9 protein-coding genes are annotated in these 12,741 nt (G+C 72.5%); 4 read left to right on the top strand and 5 right to left on the bottom strand.

The features are described 5' to 3' along the window. The first annotated feature begins 168 nt into the window (after positions 1 to 168). Complete coding sequence (locus tag ABD466_RS30930; RefSeq protein ID WP_344660742.1) at positions 169 to 2,424, top strand: hypothetical protein; 2,256 nt, start codon at positions 169 to 171, stop codon at positions 2,422 to 2,424. A gap of 25 nt (positions 2,425 to 2,449) precedes the next feature. Beyond that, a complete protein-coding gene (locus ABD466_RS30935; RefSeq protein WP_344660743.1) occupies positions 2,450 to 3,691 on the top strand; it encodes a S53 family peptidase in 1,242 nt (413 codons plus the stop codon). A 48-nt stretch (positions 3,692 to 3,739) separates the two neighbouring features. On the opposite strand, the gene ABD466_RS30940 is transcribed toward ABD466_RS30935, so the two are convergent. From ABD466_RS30940 to ABD466_RS30960, 5 genes are all read right to left on the bottom strand, one after another. Beyond that, the gene (locus tag ABD466_RS30940) at positions 3,740 to 3,913 is read right to left on the bottom strand and encodes a hypothetical protein (protein WP_344660744.1); all 174 of its coding nucleotides are present in this window, start codon (positions 3,911 to 3,913) and stop codon (positions 3,740 to 3,742) included. Between the two features lie 53 nt (positions 3,914 to 3,966). Further along, on the bottom strand, positions 3,967 to 5,337 hold the full coding sequence (locus ABD466_RS30945; RefSeq protein WP_425558795.1) for an MFS transporter: 1,371 nt from the start codon (positions 5,335 to 5,337) through the stop codon (positions 3,967 to 3,969). Next, complete coding sequence (locus tag ABD466_RS30950; RefSeq protein ID WP_344660745.1) at positions 5,327 to 5,914, bottom strand: helix-turn-helix domain-containing protein; 588 nt, start codon at positions 5,912 to 5,914, stop codon at positions 5,327 to 5,329. The genes ABD466_RS30945 and ABD466_RS30950 overlap by 11 nt, the downstream gene beginning before the upstream one ends. Positions 5,915 to 5,988: 74 nt before the next feature. Beyond that, positions 5,989 to 8,049: a serine/threonine-protein kinase gene (locus tag ABD466_RS30955; RefSeq protein ID WP_344660746.1), complete on the bottom strand. Its 2,061-nt coding sequence runs from the start codon at positions 8,047 to 8,049 to the stop codon at positions 5,989 to 5,991. A gap of 93 nt (positions 8,050 to 8,142) precedes the next feature. Beyond that, complete coding sequence (locus tag ABD466_RS30960) at positions 8,143 to 9,453, bottom strand: MFS transporter (RefSeq protein ID WP_344660747.1); 1,311 nt, start codon at positions 9,451 to 9,453, stop codon at positions 8,143 to 8,145. 62 nt (positions 9,454 to 9,515) lie between these two features. On the opposite strand from ABD466_RS30960, the gene ABD466_RS30965 reads away from it, so the two are divergent. Together ABD466_RS30965 and ABD466_RS30970 are read left to right on the top strand one after the other, a co-directional pair. Next, positions 9,516 to 10,505 carry an ArsR/SmtB family transcription factor gene (locus tag ABD466_RS30965; RefSeq protein WP_344660748.1) on the top strand — a complete coding sequence of 330 codons (990 nt, stop codon included), beginning with the start codon at positions 9,516 to 9,518 and terminating at the stop codon, positions 10,503 to 10,505. 209 nt (positions 10,506 to 10,714) lie between these two features. Beyond that, positions 10,715 to 12,652 carry a putative Ig domain-containing protein gene (locus ABD466_RS30970; RefSeq protein ID WP_344660787.1) on the top strand — a complete coding sequence of 646 codons (1,938 nt, stop codon included), beginning with the start codon at positions 10,715 to 10,717 and terminating at the stop codon, positions 12,650 to 12,652. Positions 12,653 to 12,741: the final 89 nt, after the last annotated feature.

The raw sequence follows: 12,741 nt of genomic DNA on the forward strand, positions 1-12,741 counted from the left end.
GGCCTTCCGTCCGTAGGAATCTCCCTTCTCCTCGTAGACCCCCTGGACCCCCCGCGAGGTTGCATCCCCGTCGTGTCGTATTACCGACACATCAGAGGGCTGACACCGGTGGTGGATCCACGCTAGTAACTGGGTTGACCGTATTCCCGGACTTCGGAGGACTCACCCGTGAGATCACGCCGATCCCGATCCGCCTCGACGCTCGCCGTGCTGGTCACGGCCGCCGCGCTCTGCTCCCCGGCGGCCGCGGACGCGAGCGCGCCGACCGCCGCCGACGCGGCCACGCCCACCGTGACACCCGTGACGCCGGCCGGCTCGGGGGCCGTCCCCGTCGTCCTGCCGACCGGCGACCGCGTCGTCGTGCACACCGGCGCGAGCGCCGGGGTCGCCATCGAGAAGGGCGCCGGCGCCTCCGACGCCTTCGCCACCTTCACCGTCGGCGGCGACCATTACGTCGTCCCGTCCGAAGCCGTACCGTATCTGGGCCACGGCCTGGATCTGTCGCTGTTCGACACCACCAGGCTCGCCCCGATGCCCAGCACCGAGGGCCATCACATCCCGGTGGTGCTGCGCTACGCCGCGGGCGTGACGCCGACCGCGCCGGCCGGCGTCACGTTCACCTCGGTCAGCGGGCAGACGGCGACGGGGTATCTGACCCCTGACTCCGGCCGGGCGTTCGCGCAGGCGCTGCGGGACGCGATCAAGGCGGATCTGGCGGCGGGCAGGCCGGCCGGCACCGGGGCGCTGTTCGGCGGTCTGACGTCGATGGCCGAGGCCGGCGCCTCGACGCCGGTCCAGCCGCACTATCCGCTGCACATCCTGCAGGTGAACACCCTGGACGACACCGGCGCGGCCGCGAACATGCCGATCATCCTGGTGAACACCGACGACGCGCGCGCCTTCGCGGCGGAGACGTTCTCGTACCAGGGTGTCGCCAAGGTCGCGGTCCCGGCCGGGCACTACGCCGCGCTCGCCTTCACCTTCGCGTTCGACCCGCAGGCGAACACCGCGAAGATGGACCTCGTCACCTCCGACGGCATCACCGTGCCGGACAGCGGGACGGTGCCGGCGGCCACGGTCGACGCGCGCACCGCGACCAGTCCCATCAGCTTCACGACGCAGAAGCCCGCGACGACGCAGTCCCTCGACGTCCAGGTGATCCGGAAGAGCGCGACCGGTATCGGCGTCGGGCTGGGAGTGTCCGGCAGCGGGAACATCGCCGCTTTCGTCACGCCGACGCCGAAGCCGGCGGTCGGGAGCCTGGCCTACTCGCTCGGCTGGGTCGGGGCGGGCCCGGCATCGGACGCCGACTCGTACCGGTACAACCTCGAAGAGGTCTCGGACCGCATCGACGCCAACCAGAGCTACACCCCGGCCGACAGCTCGCTGGCGACGCTGAAGCACACCGTCAACCTCGATCCCCACTACGGCACCGCGCAGGCGTTGCTGGGCAGCGGCTACGTCACGCCCGACGGCTACCAGATGGCCGAGCTGCCGGTCCCGAACGGCGCGGTCACCGAGTACGTGACCGGCGGCGGCACGTGGGCGAGCGAGATGGCGCTGCCGTTGATCTTCGACCCGAACAACCCGGTCTTCGCGTTCGGGATCCTCGACGACGACGCCCGGAAGTACGACGCCGGCGAGACCGTGGCCCGCACCTGGGGCCACGCGCCGATGGTGCCGAACTTCGGGCAGCACCGGGCCGGCGCCCTGGACCCCATGGGCTGCCAGGCGTGCTCCGGAGCCGGGAACGTCGGCGTGTTGCTGGGGATGCTCGGGGACGGCAACAAGGACACCACCGGGCTGGACTTCAGCGCGGCCGGGACGGGGCAGCTGTACTGGAACGGGCAGCTGCTCTCCTCGGACACGAACCGGCTGGGCTACCTGCTGCAGAACGTGCCGGCCGGGCCGGCGAAGCTGCGCATGGTCCTGGACTTCGATCGGACGGCCAGCGGGATCACGCAGTCCACGAAGACGCACACCGACGTGACGATCCCGATCTCCGGCAAGGACGACCCGTCGATGAAACTGCCGGCGGGCACGGACTGCGCCGCGGCCGACGTCTCCGGCGACCCCACGGCACCGTGCCAGGTGCTGCCGGCGCTGACGCTGAACTACCAGCTCAACTCCCTGACGAACCGCAACGGCTCGCAATCCCCGGTGCAGAACCTGGTGCTGCACGTGGGCCACATGTCCTACGGCGACGTCGGCTCTCGGGCCGGGATCGACTCGGCGAAGGTGTCCGTGTCCTTCGACGACGGCGCGACCTGGCAGGACGTGGCGACCCACGGCGGCGGCGGGACCTACGCCGCGCACTGGTCGAACCCGGCGCCCGGGGGCCACGTCGAGCTGCGGGTGACCGCGACCGACTGCCTCGGCGGGTCGATCACCCAGACCGTGACCGACCCCTACACCGTCGGCTGACGCCGCGAACGCCATGAGGAGCCTGATGAACACGAGAAGTCCGAGGACCGCCGGCCGGCTGCGCCTGATGACGGTGCTGGCCGCGGCGGGCGCGCTGATGGCCGGTTTCACCACCACCGCCAGCGCCACTCCGACCGCCGGTCACGGGAAGGGCAACGTCACGAAGGTGTGCGGCACGGCGAAGGCGCACCAGGCGCGGTGCCTCGCCGAGCTGCGGACCGATGTGCACGGCGGCAAGGGCGTCCGCGGGGCCGCCGCCGGTATGGCCGGGGCCGCCGCCGCGCTGCCGCAGGGCCTGAGCCCGGCCGATCTGCGGGCCGCGTACCACCTGCCGGCCACCGGCGGCGCGAACCAGACCGTCGCCATCGCGGACGTCGGCGACGACGCCGCCGCCGAGGCGGACCTCGCGGTCTACCGGAGCACGTACGGCCTGCCGGCCTGCACCACGGCCAACGGCTGCTTCCACAAGGTGAACCAGCGCGGCGCGGCGACCCCGCTGCCCCCGGACCAGGGCTGGGGCGTGGAGATCGCCCTGGACCTGGACATGGTCTCCGCGGCCTGCCCGCAGTGCAAGATCCTGCTCGTCGAGGCCGACTCGGCCTCGTTCGACGACCTCGGCGCCTCGGTCGACGAGGCCGTCGCGCTGGGCGCCGGCGAGGTGTCGAACAGCTACGGCGGCGACGAAGGCGGCGACGTGTTGTCGTCCGCGGTGCACTACGCGCACCCGGGTACGGCGATCGTCGCCTCCAGCGGCGACTACGGCTACGGAATCCCGAGCGCCCCCGCGGTGTTCCCGAGCGTGGTCGCCGTCGGCGGCACCTCGCTGACGAAGGCGGCGAACACCCGCGGCTGGACCGAGTCGGCGTGGTCCGGTGCCGGCAGCGGCTGCTCGGCCTGGATCGACAAGCCGGCCTGGCAGCACGACGCCAACTGCCCCGGCCGCATGGTCGCCGACGTGGCCGCCGACGCCGACCCGCAGACCGGCCCGGCCGTCTACGGCACGGTCGACGGCCTGACCGGCTGGGGCGTCGTCGGCGGCACCAGCGCCTCCTCGCCCTACATAGCGGGCGTGATCGCGCTGGCCGGCCACCCGCAGAAGTTCGCGGACGCCTCCGCGTTCTACACCGACCACAGCGGCCTGTTCGACGTGACGAGCGGCACCAACGCCGAGCGGATGGACTGCGGCGGCGACTACCAGTGCAACGGGGTCGCCGGGTATGACGGCCCCACGGGCTGGGGGACGCCGAACGGCATAGGCGCGTTCTGATTCAGTGCGGTTGACCGGTGGCCCGTCTCTTCGGAGGCGGGCCATCTCTCAGTACGGCAGCAACCGCCCCGACGGCGTCCGCAGGTCCAGCTCCGGCAGGTCCCGCAGACGCCGCCCCGACGTCTTGCGGATCCGCACCCGGCGGCGGCCGGCGGCCACGGTGCGCGTGCCGGGCTCCGTGGTGCGGCGGGTGGCGCCGCGGTTGTCCGTGTGACCGTTCATGATCGCCTCCTAGGCGGTGGGTCGCGGGACGCTGGTGTCAAGTATCGACACCGTCATGGAGTCCGGGTGGAGGCCGCGCCGAGAGCGTCGAGGGTGGTGATGCGCGGGATCGGGGACGCCAGGAACCAGAGCACTGACAAACTGCCCCCGACGGCTGCAGTCAGGAACGTGGCGCGCAAGCCGGCGTGGGCGGCGAGCAGGCCGCCGATCAGGGCCGCCAGAGGGCGGACGCCGTAATTGACGCTGCTGTAGACGCCCGAGACGCGGCTGCGCATACCGTCCGGGACGGCGGCGGTCAGGATCGCGTTCTGGTTGATGTCGAAGAGCATGACGCCGAGGCCGATGAAGAACTCCGCGGCGCCGATCAGGCCGACGCGCAGCACGATCGGCCCGCCGGCCAGGGCGGCCAGGGCGAACGGCGCCGGGAACAGGACCGCCCCGACGGCCACCGTGCGCCCGACGCCCAGCCGGGCGGCCACGCGGCTCGCGACGAGCGCGCCGACGAGAGAACCGGTCGCCCCGACACCGAGGGTGGCGCCGATCGTTCCGGCGGACAAGCCGAGAGTACGGGTGGCGAACAGCACGACCAGGCCGGTTCCGGCGAGAAAGGTGAAGAAGTTGATGGTCGTCGTGCCGGCCAGGCTGGCCCGCACGACCGGGTCATAGGTGACGAACGCCCAACCCTGTTTGAGCTCTCCCCGGAAGGAACGCGGCGTCTTTTCTTCGGCTCGGGCGTCCGGCGCTTCGTCCGGCACTGCGTCGGTCGCAGCGTCCGGCGTCGGATCGGCCGACCGGATCCGCCAGATGAAGGCGGCGGACGTCAGAAACGAGCCCGCGTCCGCGAGGACGGCGACCGGAGCGCTCAGGGCCTGGATGAGCGCGCCGCCCATCGCCGGGCCCGCGACGTAGGCCGCCGACTGGCTGGCGCTGAGCCGGCTGTTGGCCGCGATGTACGACTCCCGCGGCACGAGCCGCGCGAAGAAGGCCGAGTGGGTGGTGTTGAAGACCATCGAGAAGATGCCGACCAGCAGGGCGACGAGATACAGCTGGAGCAGCGTGACGTGGCCGAACAGGACCACCGCGGGAAGGCTGACCAGGACCGCGGCCCGGCCGAGGTCGGCACCGAGCATCAGGGCCCGCTTGTTCGGGTTGCGGTCCATCCACGTGCCGGCCGCGGCGCCGAAGAGCGCCGGCATCCAGCTCACGGCGGTCAGGACGCTCACGGCGAACGTCGAGGCGTGCAGTCGGGCGACGGCGATCAGGGGCAGGGCCAGCGCGGTGATCTGGTCGCCGAACTGGGAGACCGACTGGCCTGCCCAGAAGAGCATGAACCCCCGGTTGCGGCGGAGCGATGCGGCGGCGTCAGCCGGGACGGCGGGTGCCGGCGCGGCAGTCGCGGGTATCGCGGAAGCCTCACTCATCATCGCCGCTTTCCGGCAGGATGTAGCGCAGATACCGCACCGGGCGCGCACCGTCGGGCGCCTTCTCCGCGCCACGCAGGACGAACGGCGCCAGCACCATCTCCATGGCTTGGGCGATCTGAGCGGCTTCCTCGGCCGTGGCGTAGATGCGGGTGTCGTATATGCCGCCCTCGTCCTGCCACTCCGGTTCGAGCTCGGGAGCGACCTCCGACGCCCAGCGCTGCGGCAGATCTCGCGCCCGAAGGATGATCTGTTCGATCAGCGTCCGCGCCGCGTCCCGGCCCTCCGGTGTCTGGGCGACGCCGCCGAAGCGGAACCCGCTCGCGACCGCCTCCCACCGTCGCTCCCGCCGGTCCGGACCCGGCTCCGCGTCCCGGACCAGGCCGAACTCCGCCAGGTGCCGCAGGTGCCAGCTCGCCACCGACGGCGTGGCGCCGACCTGCGGCGAGAGCTGCGAAGCCGTGGCCGGCCCGTGGCGCCGCAGCCGTTCCAGCAGGGCCAGCCGCACCGGGTGGGCCAGCGCGCGCATCGCCTTGGGATCGTCGATCTCGAAGTCGCCGTACGGGTTGCCCTTCGCCATGTTCTGAGAGTGTTCTCTCACGAATTCTGAGAGTCAAGTCTCAGAGTCCGTGCGATCAGGAGACGAAGACCGCCCTAGATGGACTTGCTGCTGATCACCGAGGAGTGCGCGATCTTCCACACGCCGCCGTCCTGGACCAGCGTGAAGCTCGTACGCTCCTCGGTGGCCTGGCCGCTCTTGGGGTAGTAGTCGATCGTCGCGACGACGGTGTCGGGGGCCTTCGCCTGGACGTCGGACACCATGACGCGTTGCATGCCGTTCCAGAAGCTCTGGTATTTGTCGTAGCCGAGGGCCTTGCTCTGCTGGTAGTCCAACGTCAGCAGGGCCCACGCCTGAGGCAGGCTGCCCGGCACCAGGTTGTAGTAGTTCGTGATCGCCGCAGACAACTGGGCCGGAACGTCAGCACTCGATAATGCAGACGACGGGGACGAGGACGGGGACGATGAAGGCGGCGAGGACGACGCCGGCGACTTCGAGGCGGAGCTGCCGGGCGGCGCGGCGGCGCTCGTCGTGGGCGCGCTCGACGCCGCCGGGGTCGTCGGCGCCGACGACGCGTGCGAGGTGGACGACTGCTGGGCGGCCGGCGTCGCGGACGGGTTGTCCTTGCCACCGCCGCTCAGGGCCACGATGGCGGCGGTGATCACCGCCGCCGAGCCGACGGCGCCGCCGGCCAGCACCATCCGCTTGCGCGACTGCGACTGCGACTGCTTCTGCGCCTGTGTCAGCGAGGTCGTGCCGAGCTCTGAACCACCCGCGCTCGACAGCGCGGTCGTGGGCGAGACCTCCGGCTGCGGACCGGTGGACGCCGCCTGTCCTGGGGAAGCCACCGGACCGGTCGACGAAGCGCCCGGAAGCGCGGTCGTCGCCGTCGCGGGCGGCAGCGCGGCAGTCGGCTTCGGCGTCACGACGGGCGTCACGGGTGTCGCGGGTGTCGCGGTGCCCGCCGACGGAGATTCGGGCGCGGCGGACGACACCAGAGGCGTCGGCGTCGGCGTCGGCGCCGACGTCGGTGTCGGTGTCGGTGTCGGTGTCGGTGTCGGTGTCGGTGTCGGTGTCGGTGTCGATGGAGGTGTCGACGGCGGTGTCGATATCGACGCGGGACCGGAAGCCGGAGCGGGCGCCGGCAAGGGAACCGGCATCGCGTCAAGCGCCAGCGCCTCGGTCACATCCGCCGCCGAGGCCGCGGCGGCAGCGCCTCGCGAACCCCCGGCCGCACGCCCGCCCGCCGGCCGCGCCGGCCGCGCCTCCGCCACCGGTGGCATCGGCTCGGTTCCCAGCGCACCGAGGGCCTGCGCCACTTCCTTCATCGTCGGCCGGTCCGCCGGCTCCGGGCTGAGCATCCGCATCACGGTGTCGGTCAGCATGCCGGTGCGCCGCGGCATCCGGATCTCGTGCCGCACCACCCGCAGCAGCACCGCCATGGCGTTCACGTCGTCGCCGAACGGCGGCGTGCCCTCGACCGCGGCGTAGAGCGTGGCCCCGAGCGAGAACACGTCCGCCGGGGAGTCGACGGCGTGTCCCTGCGCCACCTCCGGCGCGGTGTAGGCCGGGGTGCCGAGGATCTCGCCGGTGGCGGTGACGGTCGCGTCGCCGGTGGCCCGGGAGATGCCGAAGTCGGTGAGCTTCACGGTGCCGTCGGAGGTCATCAGCACGTTGCCGGGCTTGATGTCCCGGTGCACGATCCCGACGGCGTGCGCCGCGGCCAGCGCCGAGGCCAGCTGCGCGCCGATCCGCGCGACCTCGCCGGGGGCCATGACGGTCCCGGTGCCGAGAATGTCCGCCAGGTTGCTGGACGGGACGTACTCCATGATCAGGTACGGCCGGCCGTCGTGCTCGGCGACGTCGAAGATGGTGACCGCGTTCGGATGCTGCAACCGGGCCGCGATCCGGCCCTCGCGCCGCGCCCGCAGGTGGGACTGCCGGACCTGTGCGCCGCTCATGCCGGTGTCCGGCCGCAGCTGCTTGACCGCGACGTCCCGGCCGAGCACCTCGTCCCGCGCCCGCCACACCACGCCCATCGCCCCGCCGCCGAGCTCGGAGATGAGGCGGTACCGGCCGGCGATCAAACCGTCCCGGTCGGTGGTCTCCCCGTCGCTCGCCGCGGTCGGCTGCCCCTCGTCGGGGTCGGCAGTCATGGCAGTTCCCTTATCTGTCCCCCCGCCAAGGCACGGGTGCGCGGCACAATGGAAGTTCAACCCTATCGTGGCGGCGCATGACTGTTCGCACGCTCAGAATCCTTTCTCCGTTGTGAGGACGGTCATGCGACGGAGCGGGGAGAAAGCGATCGGGATCCAGACGCACGCCAGGCACGCGGCGGACCCGGCCAGCGCCCACCGCAGGCCGACCGCCGCGGCCAGGGCACCGGCCGAGGCCGCGCCCAGCGCCACCGCGCCGCTGAACAGCACGCGCATCGTGCCGTTCACCCGGGCCAGCAGACCGGGCGGGGTGACCTGCTGACGGAACGTCGTCATCACGACCGCGTCGAAGCCGACCTTGAGCATCACCAGCGCCCACCCCAGGGCCGCGACGGGTCCGGGCACCGGCCGGCCCAGCAACGGCAGGGTGACGGCGAGCGGCGCGACCGCGACGCCGAGCAGCAGCACCGCGCGGCCCGCGCCGAACCGGGCGGTGAGCCGGACCGCCGACGCCGCGCCGGCCAGGCCGCCGAGGCCGCCGGCCCCGAGGAACGTCCCGAGATGGCCCTGGCTCCAGCCGAGCCGGGTCAGGGCCAGCACCGGGAGCAGGGTCATGACGCCGGCGATGCCGATGTTGACCAGGGAGCCGGCCAGCACCACGGTCCGCAGCACGGGTTGCCGGGCCACGAACGCGACGCCTTCGGCGATCTCGCGCACCAGCGGCCGGCGCGCTGCGCCGCCGGCCGGATGCTCGCGGACGGAAAGGGTGGACAGCCACCCCGCCGACCACAGATAGCCACCGGCCATGAACAGCAGGACCGTGGGCGCCGAGAGGAGCCCGGCCGCCCATCCCGCCAATGGAGGCCCGGCGATGAGCGCGGTCTGGGTGATCGTCGCCAGACGCGCGTTGGTGTGCGCGAGCCGGGCGCCGGGCGCCAGGTCCTTGACGAAGCTCTGGGTGGCCAGGTCGAAGAAGACCGTCGCCACACCCTGGACCAGCACCACGGCGACCAGCTGGGCCATCGTCAGGTGCCCGGTCCACGCCGCGAGCGGAACGGTCAGCAGCACGGCGGCGCGCACCAGGTCCGCGCCGATCATGACCGGGCGGCGCCGCACCCGGTCCAGCCACGCCCCGACCGGGAGCCCGAGCACCACGAACGGTGCCGTCAGCGCGGTCCGGAGCAGCGAGGTGCCGGAGGCTCCGGCGTGCAGCGCGGTGACGGCGGTCAGGGGCACGGCCATCTGGCCGATCTGGGCTCCCCACACGGCGACGCCGGACGCGGTGAGGTACCGGAGGCGGTCTCGCGGGGCGGCTTCGGGCCCGGCCGCTCGCGTCGCCTCTTTCACGGGGGCCGTCGGCGCGGCCCCGGTCGGCGCGGTTTCAGTCGTCTCATTCACGATCATGGCAGGCAGCCTGCGGGAACGGCGCCCTGGGCCTCAACGGATTCACGCTACTGTGAATCCTCGTGGCGACCACGCTCACCCTTTCCCTCGGCACCGCGGACCTCAGCCAGCTCCGCTGGGCCATCTCGCCGGCCTGGGAGCTGCTGGCCTCGATCCGGACGCTGACCCAGCCCGCCGCGCACGCGATCCACATGCCGTGGCTGGCCGAGCACCGCCGCGACGCCCTCCTGACCCGGCCGGGAGCCGCCGCAGCCCGCGACCTCACCGCCGGGCCGCCGCGCCTGCTGCCCGGTTTTCTGGCCCCCACCCCGCTCTCACCCCTGACCGACCTCGACGACGAACTCGACGAGGTGCGCCGCACCCCCGCCGCCGTCGTGCGGCGGGAGCTTCCCGACGTGTTCGGCGACGACCTGCCGGACAGCCTGGCGCCGATGCTGCGGGCCCCGCGGCGCGAGCTGGCCGGAGTGGTCACGGAACTGCGCGGCTACTGGCAGCGGGCCCTGGCGCCGATGTGGCCCCGAATCCGTTCCCTGCTGGAGTCCGACATCCACTACCGCGCGCGGTCGCTGACCGAGCGCGGCCCGGCCGCGATGTTCGCCGACATCCACCCCGATCTGGACTTCGACCCGGCTTCCGGCCGGCTCCGGATCGCCAACCGGTCGGCGGGCCCGCCCCACGCGCGGCGTTCGCTCGACGGGCGCGGGTTGGTCCTGGTGCCGTCGGCGTTCGCGTGGCCGCGGCTGTACGTCAAGACGTCGGAGCCGTGGGTGCCCGTCATCCGCTACCCGGTCCGCGGGATCGGCACGCTGTGGGAGCCGGCCGCCGACGCCGGCGATCTGGCCGCGGCGCTCGGCGCCACCCGGGCGTTGCTGCTCGGGCTCTTGGAGACGCCGGCCAGCACGCAGCAGCTGGCGAACCGGACCGGACTGGCTCCCGGCGGCGTGTCAGCGCAGCTGCACCGGCTGGCGCGGGCGGGTCTGGTCGCGCCGCACCGCACCGGCCGCGTCGTGCTGTATGCGAGGACGATCAAGGGCGAGGCTCTGTATCAGTGACCCGCCGTCGGCTCGTTGGGGGTTGACAGGCCCTGGGCAAGGGTGGGGTTCCGCCCGGGAAGGGACGCGACGAGGCCAAGTCAAGGACCGACCGAGGGCACTGACACGTTGTCTAGACCTGTCGGGGTTAATACGGTGCCGCTGAACAGGGCGCCTGCGGTCTCCCGCGCGCCCGTCGTCCCCTGTCATGGAAAGGAGTCCGAGTGGACATGCTTCGCTCGGCGAAACGCCGGCGGTCCTGGACCGCCGGGTTCGCGGCCCTGGCAGCCGCGGCCGCGCTGGTGTGGAGCGGCGTCACGACGACAGCCTCGGCAGCCGCCGCCCCCGCCGCTACCCCCACCCCCTCCTCCGCGACCAACTACGTGCACTCCTGCGCCGCCCCGACGCGGCCGGGGCAGATGGCGTGTCTGGCGCTGCGGCGCACCGACATCGTTCCCCATCTGGCGCCGGCCGTCGCGGTCTCCGGCTACGGCCCGTCCGATCTGGCGAGCGCGTACAACCTGCCGTCCGGCGGCGCGGGGCAGACCGTCGCCATCGTCGACGCGCAGGACGACCCGAACGCCGAGAGCGACCTGGCGGCGTACCGGTCCAACTTCGGCCTGCCGGCGTGCACCACGGCCGACGGCTGCTTCCGGAAGGTCGACCAGAACGGCGGGAGCGACTACCCGTCGCCGGACACCGGCTGGGCCGGGGAGATCTCCCTGGACCTGGACATGGTCTCGGCGACCTGTCCGCAGTGCCACATCCTGCTGGTGGAGGCCAGCACCGCGGACATGACCAACCTGGGCACCGCGGTGAACACCGCCGTGTCGCTGGGTGCGAAGTTCGTGTCGAACAGCTATGGCGGCTCGGAGGAGTCGGCGGACACGTCCTATGACGCCTCCTACTTCAACCACCCGGGTGTGGCCATCACGGTCAGCACCGGCGACTCGGCCTACGGCGCGGAATACCCGGCGACCTCGCAGTACGTGACGGCGGTCGGCGGCACCCGGCTGAGCCAGGGCGGCGGCAGCCGCGGCTGGACCGAGACCGTGTGGCACACCAGCTCGTCCGAGGGCACCGGCTCAGGGTGCTCCTCGTACGACCCGAAGCCGTCGTGGCAGCACGACACCGGCTGCTCGCGCCGGATGGAGGCGGACGTCTCGGCGGTCGCCGACCCGGCCACCGGTGTGGCGGTGTACCAGACCTACGGCGGCAGCGGCTGGTCGGTGTACGGCGGCACCTCGGCCTCGTCCCCGATCATCGCCTCGGTGTGGGCCCTGGCCGGCGCGCCCAACGCGGGCGACCGCACGGCGCAGTACCCGTACAACCACACCGGCAGCTTCAACGACGTGACCAGCGGCGACAACGGCAGCTGCTCGCCGTCCTACTTCTGCACCGCCGGCACCGGCTACGACGGCCCGACCGGCTGGGGCACGCCGAACGGCACGAGCGGCTTCAGCGCGGGCTCGTCCACCGAGACGGTGACGGTGACGAGCCCGGGCAACCAGAACGGCACGGTCGGCTCCACGGCGTCGCTGCAGATCTCCGCCACGGACTCGACCGGCAAGGCCCTGACGTACTCGGCCTCCGGCCTGCCGCCGGGCTTGGCGATCGGCTCCAGCGGGCTGATCTCCGGAACGCCGACCACCGCGGGGACGTATTCCGTGACGGTGACCGCGTCCTCCGGCACCGCCAGCGGCTCGACCAGCTTCACCTGGACGATCACCGGCGGCGGCAGCGACACGGTGACCGTCGCGAACCCCGACGACCAGAGCTCCGCGGCCGGATCCGCGGTCTCCCTGCAGATCAAGGCCACGGACTCGGCCGGCAAGACGCTGACCTACTCCGCGACCGGCCTGCCGCCGGGCTTGGCGATCGGCTCCAGCGGGCTGATCTCCGGAACGCCGACCACCGCGGGGACGTATTCCGTGACGGTGACCGCGTCTTCCGGCACCGCCAGCGGCTCGACCAGCTTCACCTGGACGATCACCGGCTCGTCCGGCGGCTGCGGCAGCCTGACGCCGTGGAACGCGACGACGTCGTACGTGCCGGGCGACGTGGTGTCCTACAACGGGCACAAGTACACGTCGACCTGGTACTCGACCGGCGCCACCCCGGGTGCGCCGCAGTCGTGGGCCGTGTGGACGGACAACGGGGCCTGCTGACGGGGCAGGGTTCTGATTCCGGGGGCGTCGTCAAGCGGCGGCGCTCCCGGAGTCCGCTATTCGCGTTCGGCGCTTGCGGTTGCGCGGCC

It is taken from the genome of Catenulispora subtropica (genome assembly GCF_039531675.1).
Lineage (GTDB): Bacteria > Actinomycetota > Actinomycetes > Streptomycetales > Catenulisporaceae > Catenulispora > Catenulispora subtropica.